Raw genomic sequence first — 19,053 nt, 5'->3', positions numbered from 1 at the left:
TCAGTTGAAGCAGTCCTCGACGGTGTTGGCGCAGTTGGTGGGGTCGTTGTCGCTGATGAGGGAGTCGTCGTCGAGTTTGACGTGGCCCTCGTTGTTGAGGACGCCGCCGGCGACGCGGTGGAGTTTGGCGGCGTCGGTGGCGGTGTTCTTGGTGACGTGGGTCTTGGTCAGGGTGATCTTTGCCTTGTTGTTGAAGATGCCGCCGCCGTTGAGGGCGGTGTTGCCCTTGATCAGGGTGTCGCGCAGGGTGAGGGCGGCGTTGTCGTCCTCGTCGTGGTCGCGGGTGAGGAAGCCGTCTTCGATCTTGACGAGCCACTCGCCGTTGTAGATGCCGCCGCCGAAGCGGTTGGCGGTGTTGTCGACGATGACGCTGTCGGAGATGGTGGCGCTGGCGTCGTCCTTGGTGTTGGGGTAGCCCCAGTGCTTGCCGCCGGTGGTGACGACGCCGCCGCCGTCGCCGTCGGCGTGGTTGCCGGCGACGACGACCTTGTCGAGGTCGAGGTCGGTGTTCTCGGCGTAGATGCCGCCGCCGTTCTCGCAGGCGGTGTTGCCGGTGATGTGGGTGAAGGAGACGGTGACGTAGCCGCCGCTGCTGAACAGGCCGCCGCCGTTCTTCCCGGCCCGGTTGTCCGACAGCGTGCTCCATGAGGCGTCCTTGCCGTCCCAGCCGCCGGTGATCTCCACGGTGCCGGCGTCGTGCCTGCCGTGGTCGCCCTTGCCGGCGTCGGCGGTGGTGAGATCGACCGGACCGCCCTCGCCGCGCCGCTCGTCGCTGCCGTTGGCGATGCCGCCGCCGCTGCCCGCGGCCGTGTTGTCGTCGACGTGGGACTCCTCGATCTTGAGGATGCCGCGGTTGAAGATGCCGCCGCCGTCGCCCCGCGCGTGGTTGTCGACGACAGTGCTCTCCTCCAGCCACACGCGGCCGAAGTTGGCCACCGCCCCGCCGTCGTGCTCGGCGTTGTTGCCGGCGAGCGTGACCTTCGAGAGGTGGGCCTTGCCGCCGCGCTCGACCAGCAGCGCGCCGCCGTCGCCCGCGCCGCGGTCGCCGTCCCGGAGCGCCCGGCCCGACGCCGCCGGGCCAGGGTGCCGCACCTCGGCGGCGTTCCCGCCGGTGACCGTGAGGTCGTCGAGGGTGAGGTGGCCGCCGCCGGCCACGCGGAAGATGCGGAAGGTGTCTTCGGCGTCGCGCTTGATGGTGGAGCCGTTGCCCTTGATGGTGACGTCCTGCTTGATCCCGGGCAGGGCGCCGCCGACCTTGCGGTCCTTGACGCCGAGTTCGTAGGTGCAGTTCTCGGCGAGCTTCAGGGTGCCGCCGTGGTCGCGGGTGGCCAGTTCGAGCGCGTCGACGAGGGCGTCGTCGTCGCAGGGGATCTCGCGGGCCTTGCCGTGGTCCTCCTCGCCACCCCACTCGCCCCGGTCACGGCCCTTCCCGCCGTCCTGGTGGGTGTCGCCACCGGCGTTCTGCGGCGCGACGGCTCGATTGTCCGCCACCCGCTCCGGACCCCCGGCCCGGTCGTCGCGGGCGGCGAGACCGCCCAGCGCCGCCAGGCCGACGACGCCGGTCAGCCCGGCCACGCCGGTGGCGACCCAGAGCGTCCGCCGCCTGCTCGTCGGCGGGGGTGCCGTCGGCGCACCGCCGTCGGGTGTCGTTGCCTCGTCGGCCATGAGAGCCTTCCCGCCCTTTCGGTTCTCCCCAAACGGATCGCATCGCCCCAGGCGGGGCGAGCAGCTACAAACGGGTTGTAGCCCCTGATCGACACCGTAGGAGAAGGATCCTCGCGAGAAGGTCTTATACGAATAAAGCGCGCATAAGTGGACGTAAGGCAGCGGGCCCTCACCGGCGTCGGTGCGGGCCCGCTGTCGTGGACCGGGCGGGTCGGGAGGCTCAGCCGGGCAGGCGCGGGCCCGCCTCGCGCTGCTCGGCCAGCCAGGTCTCCACCTCGTCGGAGCCCCGCGGCAGCCCGGCCGAGAGGTTCACCGGGCCGTCGACGGTGACCAGGATGTCGTCCTCGATCCGGACGCCGATGCCGCGCAGCTCCTCGGGGACCAACTCGTCCTCCGGCTGGAAGTAGAGGCCCGGCTCGACGGTCAGCACGTAGCCCGCACCGAGCGGCCCGTCCCGGTAGGTCTCCTTGCGGGCGTTCGCGCAGTCGTGCACGTCGATGCCGAGCATGTGGCTGGTGCCGTGCAGCGTCCATCGGCGGTAGACCGTGGAGGCCGGGTCCATCGCCTCGTCCACGCTCACCGGCAGCAGCCCGAGATCCTTCAGCGCCTCGGCCAGCACCCGCATCGAGGCCAGGTGGACGTCGCGGAAGCCCACCCCCGGCCGGCACATGTCGATGCCGGCCTGCTGCGCGGCGTGGACCGCGTCGTAGACCTGCCGCTGAAGCGGCGTGAACCGGCCGTCGACCGGCAGCACCCGGGTGACGTCGGCGGTGTAGAGGTTGCGGTTCTCCACGCCCATGTCCATCAGCAGCAGGTCGCCCGGGCGGGTGGCGCCGTGGTTGTGCACCCAGTGCAGGATCGTGGCGTGCTCGCCGGACCCGACGATCGAGCCGTAGCCGACGTCGTTGCCGTCGTGCCGGGCCCGCAGCGCGAACAGCCCCTCCAGCAGGCGCTCGGAGATCGCCCGGTCGGCCGGCAGCGCCCGGGCCACGTCCTCGAAGCCGCGCACCGTGGCGTCGCACGCCTCCTGGAGCTGCGCGATCTCCCACTCGTCCTTGACCAGCTTCAGCTCGGAGATCGCGATGGCCAGCTCCCGGTCCCGACCCGGCTGGCCCTCCGCTCGCGGCCCGTCGTAGCGGCGCACCGCGGCGTCCACCCGGGCGTCGAAGCCGCGCAGCACCCGGGTCCGCCCCGGGGCCAGGTCGGCCAGCGCCGCGTCCAGCTCGCTCAGGTCGGCCGTCGGCAGGCCGAGCTCGGTCGACTTCTCGCGCAACGTGGGCCGGCGGCCCACCCACAGTTCGCCGTGGCGACTGCGGAAGAACTCGTCGGTCGCCCGCGACGACCGGGGGCGCATGTAGAGCGTCGCCTCGCCGCCCGGGCGCAGCACGAGGACGCTGTCGGGCTCCAGGTCGCCGGTCAGGTACGCGAAGTCGCTGCCCGGCCGGAACCGGTGCTCGGTGTCGTTGGCGCGGACCTTCTCGGTGCCGGTGGGGATGACGAGCGTCTCGCCCGGGAAGGCCTCGGTCAGCGCGGCCCGCCGCTTCGCGTGGTTGGGCACCTCCGGGCGCGGCGTGACCGGCAGCTCGGTGTCCCGCCAGCCCTGCCGCATGAACGACAGGAACGCCTCCGGGAAGTCCGGGTCGTGTGATTCCGTGCCGTCCGCCGGCTTGCCCTGCTGCGTCCGCTCCTCGGCCATGATCCGCCCCTCCCTGAGCCTCGTCGCTGGTCCCGACGGTACCGCGCGCACGACAGCGGGGAGTGCCTGCGGTGCCGCGACGGCGGCTTCCGGCGCGTGGAAAGATGGCCGTCATGTGCGGACTCCTGGCCTTCTTCAGCGCGCGCGGCGACGCCGCCGCCCACCGCGACCACATCGCCGGCGCACTGGAGTGCCTGCACCACCGGGGCCCGGACGAGACCGGGGTCGAGGTGGTCGGCGACGCCTCCGGCCGGTACGCGGACGGCGTGTTCGCGCACAAGCGGCTGGCGATCATCGACGTGGCGCTCAGCCACGAGCCCCTGCCCTACGCGGGCGGGCGCTACCTGCTCACCTTCAACGGCGAGATCTACAACTACATCGAGTTGCGCGACGAGCTGATCCGCGACTACGGCGCCCAGTTCGCCACGAACGGTGACGGCGAGGTGATCGTCGCCGGCTACCACTACTGGGGTGAGCAGGTGCTCACCAAGCTGCGCGGCATGTTCGCGTTCGTGATCTGGGACCGGCAGGAGCGGCGGGCGTTCGGCGCCCGCGACTACTTCGGCATCAAGCCGTTGCACTACCTGCAGACCCAGGACGGGCTCTACCTCGCCTCGGAGAAGAAGGCGCTGCTGCCGTTCGCGCACTCCGCCTACCAGGGCGACGCGGGGATCGACACCGCGAACCTGAGCCACTACCTGACCCTGCAGTACGTCCCGGAGCCGGGCACCCTGCACAAGGGGATCAGCCGGATCGGCTCGGGGGAGTACCTGACCTGGAGCCCGGACGGCCGGATCGACGTGCGCCGCTGGTACCGGCCGGTGTTCCGGCCCGCCCCGGTCCCCGACGAGCAGCGGCTCTACCACGACATCCGGGAGACGCTGCGGGAGAGCGTCCGGATGCACATGCGCTCGGACGTGCCGGTCGGCTCGTTCCTGTCCAGCGGCATCGACTCGACCGCCGTGGTGGCGCTGGCCCGCGAGTTCAACCCGAACATCCTCACCTTCACCGTCGGCTACGACGTGCCCGGCTACTCCGAGATCGACGTGGCCCAGGAGTCGGCCCGGCACCTCGACGTGACCACGATCCCGACCAAGATCGGGCCGCAGGACATGATCGACGCGCTGCCGAAGATCGTCTGGCACCTGGACGACCCGGTGGCCGACCCGGCCCTGGTGCCGCTCTACTTCGTGGCGAAAAAGGCCGCCGAGCACGTCACCGTGGTGCTCTCCGGCGAGGGCGCGGACGAGTTCTTCGGCGGCTACACGATCTATCGCGAGCCGCTGTCGCTGAGCGGCGTCAACGGCCTGCCGGACGGCGTGCAGAAGGGCCTGCGGGCGGTCTCCAAGGCGATCCCGCAGGGGGTCAAGGGCAAGAGCTTCCTGGAGCGCGGCACCACCCCGATCGAGCAGCGCTACTACGGCAACGCCCGGATGTTCACCGAGGAGGAGAAGCAGCACCTGCTGCGCCGCTACGACCCCTCGGTGCGCTACACCGACGTCACCGCGCCGATCTACGCCGAGTGCACCGAGCTGGACGACGTCACCAAGATGCAGTACGTCGACCTCTACACCTGGCTGCGCGGCGACATCCTGGTCAAGGCGGACCGGATCTCGATGGCGCACTCGCTGGAGGTCCGGGTGCCGTTCCTGGACCGCGAGGTGTTCAACGTCGCCGCCGGCATCCCGGTCGACCTGAAGCTGCCGCCGCGCTCCGAGGCCACCAAGTACGCCATGCGCCAGGCGTTGCAGGGCGTGGTGCCGCCGGCCATCGTCAACCGCAAGAAGCTGGGCTTCCCGACCCCGACCCGGGTCTGGCTGCGCGGCGAGATGTACGAGTGGGCCCGGCACGTGCTGTCCACCTCGGGTGCGGGCGACCTGATCGACCTGTCGTACGCGATGCGGCTGCTGGAGGAGCACAAGCGGGAGGAGGCCGACCATTCCCGCAAGGTGTGGACCGTGCTGATCTTCTGCATCTGGCACGCCATCTTCGTGGCGAAGACGCTCGACCCGGGTATCCAGCGCAACCAGTCCGCGCTGCTCACCAAGCCGGTCGTGGGCAGCATGGTCCGCTGACCCGAGCGTGACGATGGGCCCCCGGGTACGCCCCGGGGGCCCATTCTCAGGTCGGGGTCACCTGCCGGTGCAGGTGACCGTGGGTAGCGTGTTCTGGCCGGAGACGTTCGCGGTGAAGCCGAACGTGGTGGTGCCCTCCGGTGCGACGCTGCCGTTGTAGGCGGCGTTGGTGACCGTCACCGACGATCCGCTGCCGCTCAACGTGCCGTTCCACACCTGGTTGATGGTCTGGCCGCTCGGCCAGGTCCAGCTCGCGGTCCACCCGGAGTACGTCCGGGTGCTGTGGTTCATGATCATGACCTCGCCCTGGAAGCCACCGCCCCAGGCGCTGACCACCTTGTAGACCGCCATGCAGTTGCCGCCGGCCGGCGGCGGCGTGGTCGGCGACGAGGTGGGCGTGGGCGTCGGGGTGGTGGGCGTCGGCGTGGGGTTGGTCGGCGTGGGACCCGGGTTCGTCGGCGTCGGCGTGGGGTTGCCACCCGAGCCGATGCCGGTCACCTCACCGTTGCCGCCGTCGAACGTCACGTCGGAGCAGCCGAAGAAGTTCTCCTGGCTGTCCGAGCGCACCCAGCGCGAGTAGATGATGTGCCGGCCGCTCTTGTTGCTCGGCAGGTTGCCGGTGAAGTAGTAGTGGCCGTCGTTGGTGCCCACCGCGCCGCTCTGCGGCGGGTTGGTCACCTGCAGGAACGGCTGCGTCTCCAGGTCGCTCCAGGCCAGCGGCCGGGTCGGGCTCCAGCTGTCCTTGGTCACGTAGAAGTAGAACGTGCCCGGGTGGTGGGCCCAGTTGCTGTAGCGGAACTCCATCGACCGCCCGGCGGTCAGGTGCGTGACCGGCCAGTCGTTGCGGGCCGCGTCGTAGCCGCTGAAGCCGGGGTTGCCGCCGCTGCACAGCTTGCCGTCGGGGATGAAGCCGGTGGTCCGGCCGCCCGCGTCGGAACGCAGCACGCTGAACCAGTTGTAGAGCGAGTTCGCTCCGTTCTCCGCGACCGCCGACGCGCAGGCGGGGTTGTTGGGCCGGATCTCACCGGTGCCGGAGAGGCCGTCCTTCCAACACAGGTAGGTGCGGGCGCCCGGCGTCATGGCCGCGCCGTGCGCGGCGGCCGGGTCGGGCCCGGAGGCCAGGGCGAACGCGCCCACGGCCAGGGTGAGGGCCGCGGTGACGAGCGCGGCCGTACGGGATCGGTGCACGGGAATCTCCTGACTCGCGGAGCGTGGCCCGCTTCGGCCCGCCCCGCTGCGACGAGCGGATGCGATCATCGCGGTGCCCGCGCCCGGCGGTCGGCCGGGGCCTTCGGGGACGCGCACCGCCTGCGGTCCGTGCCACGGACCGTGGATGCCCTCGCGTCGGCTCGACCCGGCGACGCGGCAGCCCCCCGCGCCCTCCCGGTAGCGCCATCCCATCACGTCCGGCCACCGCACGCAATAGCCGCCTGTCGATGCCATGGGTCCCGTCGCGTCGCCGGTCGCCATGCGCCAGGATCGGAGGAGGACAACGAGGGGAGCCAGGATGGGGTACGCGGTGGTGCTCGGCGAGGCGCTGGTCGACCTGCTCGACGCCGAGCACGACGGAGAACCCGTCTACCGGCAGGCGGTCGGCGGCGGGCCGCTCAACGTGTCGGTGGCGATCGCCCGCCTCGGCAGTGCCGTGCAGTTCGTCGGCTCGCTCGGCGACGACGCGCTCGCCGGCCGGATCCGCGCCTTCCTCACCGCCGCCGGGGTGGGCGTGGCCGGGGCGGTGACCGTGCCGGCCCCGACCGCGTTGGCCGTGGCCACCTTCGCCGGCCCGGAGCCGGAGTTCCGCTTCTACGGCGAGCCGCGCTCGTACGCCCTGCTCGGGCCGGACGACCTGGACGTGGCGCTGGTCGAGGGCGCGGACGTGCTCTACTGCGGCTCGATCGTGCTGCTCGACCCGCCGGTGCTGGCCGCCGCGCGCCGGGCCTGGTCGATCGCGGGCGGGCTGCGGGTGTTCGACCCGAACGTGCGGCCCAGCCTGCTCACCGCGCCCGGCGCGCTCGACGCGCTGCGGGGCGTGGTCGCCGAGTTCGCCGCCGCCGCGCACCTGGTGAAGCTGAGCGCCGCGGACGCCCGGGTGCTCTACCCCGACGAGCCGGTCGAGGGCGTCGCCGCGTACCTGCGGGAACTGGGCGCCACCACGGTGGTGGTCACGCTCGGCGCGGACGGCGCGCTGGTCGCGGCCGGCGACGACGTGGTGCGGGTGCCGGCGCCGACTGTCGACGCGGTGGACGCCACCGGTGCGGGCGACTCGGTGATGGGCGCGTTGGTGGCCGAACTGCTCGTCGCCGGCGAGCCGGCCGACGCGGCCGGCTGGCGGGAACGGGTGGCGTTCGCGCTGCGGGTGGCCGGGCTGGTCTGCGAGTCACCGGGCGGGGCCACCGCGATGCCCACCCGCGCCGCCGTCACCGCCCGCTTCGCGTGAAAGGCCGGGCCCCCTTTTAACGCTTTCGGTAGAGGCGGGGGCCCCTTTTAACACCGCGCGCACCGCGCGGGGCGCCCGGCGGTCAGCGCCGGCGGGCGAGGGTGAGGACGGCGGTCAGGGAGAGCGCGGCGGCGCCGGCCAGGACGGCGGCCATCGGCAGCGCGCTCCCCTCGCCGCCCAGCCCGACCAGCGGCGCGGCCAGCGCGCCGACCACCGACTGGATGCCGCCCATCAGCGCGGCGGCGGTGCCGGCGTGCCGGGCGTGCGCGTCCAGCGCCAGCGCGGTGCTGTTCGGCATCACCATGCCCAGCGAGCCGACGAACGCGAACAGCGCCACCGCCGTGACGGCGAGGCTGCCGGCGAGCGCGCCGGTCAGCACGCCGCCGGCGGTGACCAGGCCGACCACCAGCGTGGTGACGAGCAGCCGGCGCGGGCTGAACCGGTCGAGCAGCCGGGCGTTGAGCTGCCCGGTGGCGACCAGCGCGAGCGCGTTCACCCCGAAGAGCACGCTGAACACGGCCGCCGAGACGCCGAAGACGTCCTGGAACACGAACGACGACCCCGAGATGTACGCGAACAGCCCGGCGAACGCGAAGCCCTGCGTCAGCGCGTACCCGAGGTAGACCCGGTCGGCGGCCAGCGACCGCATGGTCCGGGCGGTGCTGGCCAGCCCGCCGGTGCTGCGCCGTTCCGCCGGCAGCGTCTCCGGCAGGCGCAGCGCGACCGCGACGGCGAGCGCCACCCCGATGACGGCCAGGGTGACGAAGACCGCCCGCCAGGAGCCGAACCGGAGCACCAGGCTGCCGACGCTCGGCGCGGCCACCGGCGCGACCCCGAACACCAGGGTGAGCCGGGAGAAGTACTTCGCCGCGTCCCGGCCGGAGTAGAGGTCGCGGACCACCGCGCGGGCGACCACCACGCCCATGCCGCCGGCCAGGCCCTGGGCGAATCGCGCGGCGGCCAGCAGCGGGGCGGTGGGCGCCGCGGCGCAGGCCAGCGCGAGGACGGCGTACGCGACGACGCCGACCAGCACCGGACGGCGACGCCCGAAGCGGTCGCTGAGCGGGCCGGTGACCAGTTGGCCCAGCGCCAGGCCGATCAGGCAGGTGGTCAGCGAGAGCTGGATGCCGGCCTGGTCGGCGCCGAGTTCGCGGGCCATCGCCGGGAACGCCGGCAGGTACATGTCCAGCGAGAGCGGACCGATCGCGGTGAGCGTGCCGAGCAGTACCAGCAGGGTCACGCCGCCGCCGGGCGTGCCTGGTCGGTCGACGTGCGGGCGCGCGGCGGTCCGCACGGTCTGGCTCACGACGGCTACCTTATCTCTGTAGTCAGAACTATTGCGATGTGAAGTAGGTGACCCGGTGGCGACCGACGAGGAGATCGCCCGGTTCGGCGCGAGCCTGGGGGAGCTGCACCGGCTGCTGCGCCGACGGACCCACGCCCGCGCCGACCGGGAGCCGCTGCCCGAGGCGCAGGTGGAGGTGCTGCTGCTGGTCCGGGCCGCACCGGAGATCAGCGGCAAGGAGGTGGCCGCGCGGCTCGGCACCGCCGCCAACACGGTGAGCACGCTGGTGCGCGACCTCACCGACGCCGGGCTGCTGGTGCGCGACCGCGACCCGGCCGACCGGCGGGTGGTCCGGCTGCGCCTGACCGAGGCCGCCCACCGGCGGATGGCCGACTACGAGGTGCACCGCGCCGCGCTGCTCACCGAGGCCCTCGCCGCCCTCGACCCGCCGGCCCGCGCGGCCGTGCTCGCCGCCGCCCCGCACCTGGACGCGCTGCTCACCGCGCTGCGCGCCCGACCCTGACCGGTGCGGTCGCGGAAATCGGTGGCCGCGGCCCGTCCCGGGCACCATGATCCCTGCGTGACGTTGCACCAGGACGAGGTGCCGGTGGACGAGTCGGTGGTCCGCTCGCTCCTGACCGAGCAGTGCCCCCGATGGGCCGCGCTGCCGATCCGGCCCGCCGGGGCCGGCACCGACAACACCATGTACCGGCTCGGCGACGACCTGCTCGTCCGCCTGCCCCGCACCGCCGAGAAGGCCGACTCGCTGCGCAAGGAGCAGCGGTGGCTGCCGCGCCTGGCGGCGCGACTGTCGTACCCGGTGCCGGAGCCGCTGCACGCCGGCGTGCCGTCCACCGTGTTCGGGCTGCCCTGGTCGGTCTACCGCTGGATCGACGGCGCCGAGGTCCGGCCGGACACCGTCTCCGACTGGGCCGCGTTCGGCGCCGACCTGGCCACCGCGGTCCGGGAGCTGCACGCGCTCGACCTGGCCGGCGCGACCCGCGACGGGGAGCTGAGCGGATATCGCGGCGGCAGCCTGCACCCCTGCGACGAGTGGATCAGTGGGGCGCTCGACGACTGCCGGCGCACCATCGGCGCGGAGATCGACGTCGACCTGCTGGAACGGCGGTGGCGGGACGGCCTCGCCCGGCCCGAGCCCTCCGGGCCGCACGTCTGGCTGCACAGCGACCTGAAGCCCACCAACCTGCTGGTCCGCGACGGCCGGCTGCACGCGGTCATCGACTTCGGGGGCCTGACCGTCGGGCACCCCGACGCGGAACACGCCCCCACCTGGGACCTGCCGCCCGAGGCGCGGCACGCCTACCGGGAGACACTCGGCGTGGACGACGGGACGTGGACGCGGGCCCGTGCCTGGGCGATCGCCGCGGCGGCCGGCGGCGTCGCGTACTACTGGCACACCTTCCCGGCGTTCGTCGCCGAGTGCCGTGACCGGCTGCGGGCGATCGTGGCCGACGTCGACTGAACCGGCCGACCGCTCACGCCGTGCCGTCGAGTTCGGCGTAGCCCCGACGCGCCGCGATCAGGCCGGGCCGGGCCCCGAACGGCGACTCGGCGGCCACCCGCTCCGGCGGGGCGCTGCCGGTGTGGCCGGCGCGGATCAGCCAGGCCTGGCGCGCGAGAAGCTCGTGCTGCGCGCGGACGAACGCCGGGTCGACGGGTTCGCCGTGGCCCGGCACCACCACCGTGGCCGGCGTGGTCAACCGCAGCAGGTCGGCCACCGCGTCCGGCCACTGCAACGGGTACGACTCCTCGAACGCCGGCGGCCCGCTCTGCTCCACCAGGTCGCCCGCCACCAGCACGTCCGCATCCGGCACGTGCACCACCAGGTCGGCGTCGGTGTGCCCGTGCCCGGGATGGCGCAGCACCACCCGCCGGCCGCCGACGTCGAGCACCGTCTCGGAGTGCACCTCGTGCGTCGGCGCCCGCAGCTCGGTCCGCGCCAGCTCCTCGGCCAGCGCCGGCTGCTCGGCGCGCATCTCCTCGTACGCCGCCCGGCGCAGCTCGTCGGCGCGGTCGCGCAGCACGGCCACGGCCTGGGCCTGGGCGTACACCGCCGTGTCCGGCCCGGCCAGCGTGGCGTTGCCGAAGCAGTGGTCGAAGTGGTGGTGGGTGTTGACGATCGCCCACGGGTGCGGCGTGACCGCCCGGGCCGCCGCCGCCAGCTCCCGGGCCTGCCCGGCGGTGGAGAGCGTGTCGACCAGCAGGGCCGCGCCGTCGCCCACCACCAGCACCACGTTGACGTGCAGCAGCGGCTCGCGCAGCAGGTGCACGCCGGCGGCGATCTCGGAGAAGCCGGCGGTCGTCACGCGCGTGCGGCCCGCTCGACGAAGCGCTGCCGGTCGACGAGCGCCCGCTCGACGCGCCCCTGCGCGGCCACCGCGCCGCCGTCGGTGACGGTCACCTCGAAGACCAGCCGGCGACCGTCGACCTTCACCAGCTCGGCGTGCGCGGACACCGTCCGCCCGACCGGGGTGGCCGTTCGGTGCTCCAGCTCGACCCGCACGCCGACGCTGGTCGACCCGGCCGGCATCCCGGGGGCGACGGCCGCCACGGTCGCCGCCTCGGCCAACGCCACCACCCGGGGGGTGCCGAGCACCGGCACGTCGCCCGAGCCCAGCGCCAGGGCGGTGTCCGCGTCGGTCACGGTCAGCTCGACCCGGGCGGTCAGGCCCGGCGCGAGGGGCGACTCCGGCTGCTCCTGCATGCGGCCGAGCCTAGTGCAGCGACCGCCGGGCCGTCCGGTGTCCGGGTCCGCCCCACAGGCCGCGGCGCGCCCGCCTCCCGACGGTCGGCGTCGGCCCTCCCGTAGCGCGCCGTTAACCTTGTCCGCGATGGCCGTGCTGACAGATCCCCCGCCCCCCGCCCCCGCCGGACCGACCGCGTCCCCCGACGGCGGGCGTCGCCGTGTGATCGCGATGACCGTCTGGGGCGTCGCGTTCGTGGCCGCCTGGTTCGCCATCGGCCTGCCCACCGACCCGGCGTACGCGTTCCTGTGGATCTGGGCCGGCACCGTCGCCTGGAACTCGAACCGGCCGTGGCGCAGCCACCTGCGCTTCGCCCGGGACTGGATCCCGGTCGTGCTGCTCCTCGCCGCGTACAACCTCTCCCGCGGGTTCGCCGACAACGGCGCCACCCCGCACGCGATGGAGCTGATCGTCGCCGACCGGTTCCTCACCGGGTGGGCCACCGGTGGCGAGGTGCCGACCGTCTGGCTCCAGCAGCACCTCTACGACCCCGACCAGGTGCGCTGGTGGGACGTGCTGGTGAGCTGGATCTACTTCTCGCACTTCGTGGCGACGCTGGCCGCCGCCGCGGTGCTCTGGATGCGCAACCGGGAGCGCTGGATCGGCTACATGGCCCGGTGGGGTTTCCTCTGCGCGGCCGGGCTGGTCACCTACTTCGCCTACCCGGCCGCCCCGCCGTGGTGGGCGGCGCAGAACGGCCTGCTCACCGAGGTGGCCCGCATCTCCACCCGGGGATGGAAGGAGATCGGCATGCACGGCGCGGGCAACCTGCTCAACGCCGGGCAGATCGCCTCCAACCCGGTGGCCGCCATGCCGTCGCTGCACACCGCCTTCGCGTTGTTCGTGGTGCTGTTCTTCCTGCGCTCGGTGCGCAAGCGGTGGTGGCCGCTGCTGCTGGCCTACCCGCTGGCCATGACGTTCACGCTGATGTACAGCGGCGAGCACTACCTGATCGACGTGCTGGTCGGCTGGGCGTACGTGGGGATGACGTTCCTGGTGGTCGGCCTGGCCGAGCGCTGGTGGCGGGCCCGCCGCGCCCGCCGGGACGGGACGCCGGCCGCCGTGACCGGCGTCACCGCGCCGGCCGCCGGCCCGGACACCGCGCTCGACTCCGACCGCGACGCGGTCCCCGCCGACCGCCGCTGACCGGCCCGGCCGGCGCGCGGCGGTGGTTAAGAAGGGGCCCCGCCTCTACCGGATGCGTTAAGAGGGGGCCCCTCCTTACGCGGGACGGTCGGCGCGCCGGGCGGCCCGTGCGCGGGCGGTCAGCTCCGCGGCCAGCGCCCACGCGTCGCCCAGGTCCCGGTCGACCGCCGCCGCGCCGGCGCCACCGGCGGTGTCCGCGTGCACGGTGGCCAGCCGCAGCCGCCGCTGGGCCGGCCCCTGGGTGACCCGCACGCTCTGGATCCGGGCGTACGGCACCAGCGTCAACCGGCGGGTCAGCAACCCGGAGCGGGCCACGAAGACCCGCTCGTCGAGGCCGGCGCCGACCGCCGCCCGGCTCAGCGGGCGCAGCCAGCGGGCCCGCGCCGGCGGTGGCGTGCCGGGCAGCGCGTCCAGCCGGACGCCGGGCAGCACCTCCGCCACCACCAGCTCACCGGTGCCGGCGTCGCCGACCGGCAGCAGCCGGTCCGGGCGGTTCCGGTCGTCCGGCTCGCCCGCCGAGTAGCCGGCCACCTCCAACCGCAGGCGCAGCCAGCCCTTCATCCGCCAGAGCAGCGGCCAGGTCACCCCGACCGTCTGCACCCGGTGCAGCGGAACCGTCTGCACCCGCGTCTCCAGCAGGCCGTTGTGCACCCGCAGCGTGTCGCCCTCGGCGTCGAGCCGGAAGCTCCAGTCGTCGAGTACCCGGCGGATCGGTTGCAACAGCACACCGGCCATCGCGGTGAGCGTGCTGGCCACCGCGATGAACGACCACGAGCCCTCGGACAGGAACTGCGCCACCACGAAGGCCAGGCCGAGCGGCAGCAGGAACGCCTGCGGCGTGAGCAACTGGCTGACCAGCAGGTCCTGGTTGCGGACGGCGTGCAGCCGGCGCCCGGCCGCGGCCGGCGGGGCCGGCACGCCGGGGGCGGCCGTGGGCGCGGGCGCCGGGGCGCGACCGGCGACGGCGAGCAGGCGCTGCCGCAGCGCGGAGGCCTCGGCCACACCGAGGTACGCCAGCGGCGCCTCGGTCTTACCCCCGCCGACCACCTCCAGCCGCAGCTCGGCCAGGCCGGTGAGCTGGGCCAACAGCGGCCGGACCACCTCCACCGCCTGCAACCGCTCCAGCGGGATGGCCCGGGTACGCCGCCACAGCAGCCCCTCGTGCACCCGCAGTTCGCGCCCGACCACGTGGTAGCCGGTGTTCCACCAACTGATCACCGACAGCACGGTGGCGCCGAGGACGAAGACCGCGACCAGCACGGCGAACCAGCCGAACCCGACCCGGGACAGCGTCGACCAGGACAGGCCGGCGATCACCACGACCAGCGACTTCGCGCCGTGCAGCGCGGGGCTCAGCGGGTGCAGCCGCTGCCGGGGCTCCTCGCCGCCCGGCGGCCCCCACGGTGCCGGATTCCACGCGCCGGGCGGCACCGGCCCGGGCGGCACCGGCCCGGGCCACGGCTGAGCCTGCGGGCCGGCCGGCGTGCCGTAGCCGGGCGGCGGCGTCTGGTCGGGCGGAGGGCCGTAGCCCGGCGGCGCGGCATGGTCGGGTGAGACGTCGCCGGGCGTGGGCGGGGCGTACCCCGGCGGCGGCCACGGCTGCCCGTTCGTCACCGGCCCCGGGGCGGCCGCCGGGCCGGGCCGTTCGTCCGGCGGAGGCGTGCTCACCGGATCGCCGTCGTTCGCGACTGCGGGGCTCGCAACCCCGGCTCACTCCTCGCGCTCACAGGCCTTCCGCCCGGTCCTCGCCCAGGGCGGTGAGCCGGTCGCGCAGGCGGGACGCCTCGGCCGGCCGCAGGCCCGGCACCCGGGCGTCGCTGGCCGCGGCGGCCGTGTGCAACTGCACGGTGGCCAGGTCGAAGGCGCGCTCCAACGGGCCGGCGCTCACGTCCACGAACTGCATCCGCGAGTACGGGACGATGGAGAGCCGCCGCACCAGCAGCCCGTGACGCACCAGCAGGTCGTCGTCGCGCTCGGCGTACCCCCAGGCGCGGACCGCGCGCACGATGGTGACCGTCCGCCAGGCGGACAGCAGCAGGCTCACGCCGATCGCGGCGCCCAGCAGCCAGTGCCCGGAGAACGCCCACGCGGCGCCGAGCACCACCAGCGCCACCGCGAGGCCGATGCCGAGCCGGATCAGTTCCACCCAGATCAGGTCACGGGAGATCGGCTGCCAGCGGACCGTCTCCGGCCAGGGCTCCAACGGGCCGGGCGGGGTGGTCGGCGGGCCGGCGAGGTCGTCAGCGTTCACCGGGTGGGACCGCCGCGTCCGCCGGCGGGGTGGGGCCTGATCGTCTGCTCGCTCACGATTCGAGCGTAGGCGATCCGGGCAGCGGCACCACCTCGCGCAGGAAGCCGCGCGCGTCGAGGAAGTCCCCCAGCGACGTGCGGTGCGCCGGGCAGGCCAGCCACGTCTTGCGCCGGTCCGGCGTGTGGAGGCGGGGGTTCTGCCAGCGCAACTGGTAGGTCGCGGGGGCACGGCACCCCCGCGCCGAGCAGATCAGCGCGTCGTCCGGGGTGGGAGTGGTCACCGGGGCGAGTCTAGGGCCGCACGCCGGGAGTTTTAGCGCCGGGCGGCCACGGGGGGAGCCGCCCGGCGACGGGGTGAATCGTACACGCGCCGGACCCCCAGTTGTCCACCCGTGTTCAGCGTTTTCCGTGCGGCCGGTCACGGCGCGGCGAAAATCGTGCCTCTCCCACCTCCGGCTCTCAGCAAGGCATGACAGTCTTGACACGCATCACGCCGCGACGACGACCCAGCTGTGGAGGACCGGTGGCCCAGCCGACCACGCCCGACGTGCCGAACCCGACCGAGGCGCCGCCGGACGCGCCGCCACCGGCCACCACCACCCCGGCGCAGGACGCCACGCTGCTGGAGCGGGCGCTGTTCGAGATCAAGCGGGTGATCGTCGGTCAGGACCGGATGGTCGAGCGGATGTTCGTCGCGTTGCTGGCGAGGGGACACTGCCTGCTGGAGGGGGTGCCCGGGGTCGCCAAGACGCTCGCCGTGGAGACGCTCGCCCAGGTCGTCGGTGGTTCCTTCGCCCGCGTGCAGTTCACCCCGGACCTGGTGCCCGCCGACATCATGGGCACCCGCATCTACCGGCAGTCCAGCGAGAAGTTCGACGTCGAGCTGGGCCCGGTGTTCGTCAACTTCCTGCTCGCCGACGAGATCAACCGCGCGCCGGCCAAGGTGCAGTCGGCGCTGCTCGAGGTGATGAGCGAGCGGCAGGTCTCCATCGGCGGCGAGTCCCACCGGGTGCCGGACCCGTTCCTGGTGATGGCCACCCAGAACCCGATCGAGCAGGAGGGCGTCTATCCGCTGCCCGAGGCGCAGCGCGACCGGTTCCTGATGAAGATCGTGGTGGGCTATCCGACCGACGCCGAGGAGCGCGAGATCGTCTACCGGATGGGTGTGGCGCCGCCCGAGCCGGCCCCGGTGTTCGACACCCCCGACCTGATCGCCCTCCAGCGCAAGGCCGACCAGGTCTTCGTGCACAACGCGTTGGTCGACTACGCGGTCCGGCTGGTGCTCGCCACCCGCGCCCCCGCCGAGCACGGCATGCCCGACGTGGCCCAGCTCATCCAGTACGGCGCCAGTCCGCGCGCCTCGCTCGGCCTGGTCCGGGCCACCCGCGCGCTGGCGCTGCTGCGGGGCCGGGACTACGCGCTGCCGCAGGACGTGCAGGACATCGCGCCGGACATCCTGCGCCACCGGCTGGTGCTCAGCTACGACGCGCTCGCCGACGACGTGCCGGCCGACCACATCGTGCACCGGGTGATGTCGACCATCCCGTTGCCCGCGGTGGCACCCCGCCAGCAGGCCACGCCACCGCCGCCGGCCGTCGGCCCCAACGGGTGGCCCGGGCAGCGACCGTGACCCCGCCCACCCGGCTGCCGACCACCGGCGACCGCTCGGGCGCCGTGCTGGCCCGGTTGCAGCTGATGGTCACCCGGAAGCTGGACGGGTTGCTCCAGGGCGACTACGCCGGCCTGCTGCCCGGCCCGGGCAGCGAGGCGGGGGAGTCCCGCGAATACCGCCCCGGTGACGACGTACGCCGGATGGACTGGCCGGTCACCGCCCGCACCACCATGCCGCACGTACGGCGGACGGTGGCCGACCGCGAGCTGGAGACGTGGTTGGCGGTCGACCTGTCGGCCAGCCTGGACTTCGGCACCGGGCGGTGGCTCAAGCGTGACGTGGCGGTCGCCGCCGTGGCCGCGCTGGCCCACCTCACCGTGCGCGGCGGTAACCGGATCGGCGCGGTCGTCGGCGCCGGCGCGACGGCCGGCGGGCCGGGGACGCTGCTGCGGCTGCCCGCCCGGGCCGGCCGCAAGGAGGCGCAGGGGCTGCTGCGTGCCGTCGCCGGCACCGAGGTACGGCCCGGGCGCGGCGATCTCGGCGCGCTGGTCGAGATGCTCAACCGGCCGCCGCGACGGCGCGGGGTGGCGGTGGTGATCTCCGACTTCCTCTCGCCACCGCAGCAGTGGGGCCGGCCGCTGCGTAAGCTGCGGGTCCGTCACGACGTGTTGGCCGTCGAGGTGGTCGACCCGCGTGAACTGGAACTGCCCGACGTGGGGGTGCTGCCGGTGGTCGATCCGGAGAGCGGCGAGCTGCACGAGGTGCAGACCGCCGACCCCGGCCTGCGCCGCCGGTACGCCGAGGCGGCGGCCGCCCAACGCGGGGCCATCGCCGCCGAGCTGCGCGCCGCCGGCGCGGCTCACCTGCGCCTGCGTACCGACCGAGACTGGCTGCTGGACATGGTGCGTTTCGTCGCCGCGCAACGGCACGCCCGTACCCGAGGGACGACCCGATGATCCGTTTTCTGCAACCGTGGTGGCTGCTGGCCGTGCTGCCGGTGCTCGCCCTCGCCGCCGCGTACGTCTGGCGGCAGTTGCACCGCCGGCAGTACGCCCTGCGGTTCACCAACGTCGACCTGCTGCGCACCGTCGCGCCGAAGGGGCTGGGCTGGCGCCGGCACGCGGCGGCGACGGTGTTCCTGCTCTGCCTGCTGGTGCTGGCCACCGGGCTGGCCCGGCCGGCGATCGACACCCGGGAGCCGCTGGAGCGGGCCACCGTGATGCTCGCCATCGACGTGTCGCTGTCCATGCAGGCCGACGACGTGGCGCCGAACCGGTTGGAGGCGGCGCAGGAGGCGGCGAAGCAGTTCGTCGGCGAGCTGCCGGAGAGCTACAACCTGGGGCTGGTCTCGTTCGCCAAGTCGGCGAACGTGCTGGTGGCGCCGACCAAGGACCGGGGCGCGGTGACCACCGCCATCGACGGGCTGGTGCTGGCCGAGGCGACCGCCACCGGCGAGGCGGTGTTCACCTGCCTGGAGGCGATCCGGTCGGTGCCGGCCGACGGCGCCGCCGGCATCCCGCCGGCCCGGATCGTGCTGCTCTCCGACGGCTACCGCACGTCGGGGCGTTCGGTGGAGGAGGCGGCAGCGGCGGCGCAGGCGGCGAACGTGCCGGTCTCCACCATCGCGTTCGGCACCGACTCGGGCCAGGTGGACATCGGCGGCCAGCTCCAGCGGGTGCCGGTGGACCGCACCGCGTTGTCCCAGCTCGCGGAGACCACCCAGGGCTTCTTCTACGAGGCCGCGTCGGTGAGCGAGCTGAAGCAGGTCTACCAGGACATGGGCAGTTCGATCGGCTACCGCACGGAGCCACGCGAGATCACCCAGTGGTACGCGGGCGTCGCGTTGCTCCTGGCGCTCTGCGCCGGCGGGTTGAGTCTGCTCTGGACGTCCCGCCTGGTCTGAGCCGGGCCGGGCCGGCGGCGGTCAGTGACCGCCGCCGGCCAGGACGAACAGGACCGCCACCCAGACGGCGGCGAGGGTGAAGCCCAGCGGTGCGGCGTAACGGCTCATGGTTGTGCTCCGTGGCGACGGTCGGCCCGGTGACGCGGGCCGCGAGGGGGACCAGGAAAGACGCACACGAAGTCGTGACCGGGTGCTCCGCCGCGCGGCAGGGCCACCCCC

The 19,053-nt window shown here is 73.9% G+C and carries 17 protein-coding genes; 8 read left to right on the top strand and 9 right to left on the bottom strand.

Annotated elements, in window-relative coordinates:
- Together GA0070213_RS20290 and GA0070213_RS20285 are read right to left on the bottom strand one after the other, a co-directional pair.
- Entirely contained in the window at positions 1–1,665 is a 1,665-nt protein-coding gene (locus GA0070213_RS20290; protein WP_091066814.1) for a hypothetical protein, read from the bottom strand.
- A gap of 220 nt (positions 1,666–1,885) precedes the next feature.
- A complete protein-coding gene (locus GA0070213_RS20285) occupies positions 1,886–3,361 on the bottom strand; it encodes an aminopeptidase P family protein (protein WP_091066811.1) in 1,476 nt (491 codons plus the stop codon).
- Positions 3,362–3,474: 113 nt separating this feature from the next.
- Between GA0070213_RS20285 and asnB the strand changes: the two genes are divergently transcribed.
- A complete protein-coding gene (gene asnB, locus GA0070213_RS20280; RefSeq protein WP_091066924.1) occupies positions 3,475–5,436 on the top strand; it encodes an asparagine synthase (glutamine-hydrolyzing) in 1,962 nt (653 codons plus the stop codon).
- Between the two features lie 57 nt (positions 5,437–5,493).
- On the opposite strand, the gene GA0070213_RS20275 is transcribed toward asnB, so the two are convergent.
- Entirely contained in the window at positions 5,494–6,624 is a 1,131-nt protein-coding gene (locus GA0070213_RS20275) for a lytic polysaccharide monooxygenase auxiliary activity family 9 protein (RefSeq protein ID WP_091066807.1), read from the bottom strand.
- A gap of 319 nt (positions 6,625–6,943) precedes the next feature.
- On the opposite strand from GA0070213_RS20275, the gene GA0070213_RS20270 reads away from it, so the two are divergent.
- Positions 6,944–7,873: a carbohydrate kinase family protein gene (locus GA0070213_RS20270; RefSeq protein ID WP_091066804.1), complete on the top strand. Its 930-nt coding sequence runs from the start codon at positions 6,944–6,946 to the stop codon at positions 7,871–7,873.
- Between the two features lie 82 nt (positions 7,874–7,955).
- On the opposite strand, the gene GA0070213_RS20265 is transcribed toward GA0070213_RS20270, so the two are convergent.
- Positions 7,956–9,179, bottom strand: a complete 1,224-nt coding sequence (locus tag GA0070213_RS20265) for a multidrug effflux MFS transporter (protein ID WP_091066800.1) — start codon at positions 9,177–9,179, stop codon at positions 7,956–7,958.
- Between the two features lie 55 nt (positions 9,180–9,234).
- Between GA0070213_RS20265 and GA0070213_RS20260 the strand changes: the two genes are divergently transcribed.
- Complete coding sequence (locus tag GA0070213_RS20260) at positions 9,235–9,681, top strand: MarR family winged helix-turn-helix transcriptional regulator (protein WP_091066798.1); 447 nt, start codon at positions 9,235–9,237, stop codon at positions 9,679–9,681.
- A 57-nt stretch (positions 9,682–9,738) separates the two neighbouring features.
- Entirely contained in the window at positions 9,739–10,641 is a 903-nt protein-coding gene (locus tag GA0070213_RS20255) for an aminoglycoside phosphotransferase family protein (RefSeq protein WP_091066794.1), read from the top strand.
- A gap of 13 nt (positions 10,642–10,654) precedes the next feature.
- Here GA0070213_RS20255 and GA0070213_RS20250 read toward each other — a convergent pair whose 3' ends face one another.
- Positions 10,655–11,485 (bottom strand): MBL fold metallo-hydrolase, encoded by an 831-nt coding sequence (locus tag GA0070213_RS20250; protein WP_091066791.1) that lies wholly within the window; start codon positions 11,483–11,485, stop codon positions 10,655–10,657.
- The gene (locus GA0070213_RS20245) at positions 11,482–11,883 is read right to left on the bottom strand and encodes a thioesterase family protein (protein WP_091066787.1); all 402 of its coding nucleotides are present in this window, start codon (positions 11,881–11,883) and stop codon (positions 11,482–11,484) included. Before GA0070213_RS20245 ends, GA0070213_RS20250 begins: the two co-directional genes overlap by 4 nt.
- A gap of 127 nt (positions 11,884–12,010) precedes the next feature.
- Here GA0070213_RS20245 and GA0070213_RS20240 point away from each other — a divergent pair, with 127 nt between their 5' ends.
- Positions 12,011–13,069: a phosphatase PAP2 family protein gene (locus GA0070213_RS20240; protein ID WP_091066784.1), complete on the top strand. Its 1,059-nt coding sequence runs from the start codon at positions 12,011–12,013 to the stop codon at positions 13,067–13,069.
- Between the two features lie 75 nt (positions 13,070–13,144).
- Here GA0070213_RS20240 and GA0070213_RS20235 read toward each other — a convergent pair whose 3' ends face one another.
- From GA0070213_RS20235 to GA0070213_RS20225, 3 genes are all read right to left on the bottom strand, one after another.
- Positions 13,145–14,515, bottom strand: coding sequence for a PH domain-containing protein (locus tag GA0070213_RS20235; protein ID WP_091066920.1), 1,371 nt, complete (start codon positions 14,513–14,515; stop codon positions 13,145–13,147).
- 277 nt (positions 14,516–14,792) lie between these two features.
- Positions 14,793–15,320, bottom strand: coding sequence for a PH domain-containing protein (locus GA0070213_RS20230; RefSeq protein WP_091066780.1), 528 nt, complete (start codon positions 15,318–15,320; stop codon positions 14,793–14,795).
- A 52-nt stretch (positions 15,321–15,372) separates the two neighbouring features.
- Positions 15,373–15,600: a hypothetical protein gene (locus GA0070213_RS20225; RefSeq protein WP_091066776.1), complete on the bottom strand. Its 228-nt coding sequence runs from the start codon at positions 15,598–15,600 to the stop codon at positions 15,373–15,375.
- 242 nt (positions 15,601–15,842) lie between these two features.
- Between GA0070213_RS20225 and GA0070213_RS20220 the strand changes: the two genes are divergently transcribed.
- Genes GA0070213_RS20220 through GA0070213_RS20210 form a run of 3 tightly spaced genes read left to right on the top strand, consistent with a single transcriptional unit; the run spans position 15,843 to position 18,834 of the window.
- Entirely contained in the window at positions 15,843–16,949 is a 1,107-nt protein-coding gene (locus tag GA0070213_RS20220) for an AAA family ATPase (RefSeq protein ID WP_091066773.1), read from the top strand.
- On the top strand, positions 16,928–17,887 hold the full coding sequence (locus GA0070213_RS20215; RefSeq protein WP_175441414.1) for a DUF58 domain-containing protein: 960 nt from the start codon (positions 16,928–16,930) through the stop codon (positions 17,885–17,887). The genes GA0070213_RS20220 and GA0070213_RS20215 overlap by 22 nt, the downstream gene beginning before the upstream one ends.
- Positions 17,884–18,834 carry a VWA domain-containing protein gene (locus GA0070213_RS20210; RefSeq protein WP_091066768.1) on the top strand — a complete coding sequence of 317 codons (951 nt, stop codon included), beginning with the start codon at positions 17,884–17,886 and terminating at the stop codon, positions 18,832–18,834. Before GA0070213_RS20215 ends, GA0070213_RS20210 begins: the two co-directional genes overlap by 4 nt.
- Positions 18,835–19,053 lie beyond the last annotated feature (219 nt).

The organism is Micromonospora humi, assembly GCF_900090105.1.
In the GTDB taxonomy this organism is placed as follows: Bacteria; Actinomycetota; Actinomycetes; order Mycobacteriales; family Micromonosporaceae; genus Micromonospora; species Micromonospora humi.
Note: the sequence above shows the minus strand (reverse complement) of the source record. Positions and strands in the feature narration are given on the sequence as shown.

Excerpts from the sequence above, each read along its gene's own strand:
- GA0070213_RS20290 (WP_091066814.1), bottom strand. The coding sequence starts at position 1,665 with ATGGCCGACGAGGCAACGACACCCGACGGCGGTGCGCCGACGGCACCC.
- GA0070213_RS20285 (WP_091066811.1), bottom strand. The coding sequence starts at position 3,361 with ATGGCCGAGGAGCGGACGCAGCAGGGCAAGCCGGCGGACGGCACGGAA.
- asnB (WP_091066924.1), top strand. The coding sequence starts at position 3,475 with ATGTGCGGACTCCTGGCCTTCTTCAGCGCGCGCGGCGACGCCGCCGCC.
- GA0070213_RS20270 (WP_091066804.1), top strand. The coding sequence starts at position 6,944 with ATGGGGTACGCGGTGGTGCTCGGCGAGGCGCTGGTCGACCTGCTCGAC.
- GA0070213_RS20245 (WP_091066787.1), bottom strand. The coding sequence starts at position 11,883 with ATGCAGGAGCAGCCGGAGTCGCCCCTCGCGCCGGGCCTGACCGCCCGG.
- GA0070213_RS20240 (WP_091066784.1), top strand. The coding sequence starts at position 12,011 with ATGGCCGTGCTGACAGATCCCCCGCCCCCCGCCCCCGCCGGACCGACC.
- GA0070213_RS20210 (WP_091066768.1), top strand. The coding sequence starts at position 17,884 with ATGATCCGTTTTCTGCAACCGTGGTGGCTGCTGGCCGTGCTGCCGGTG.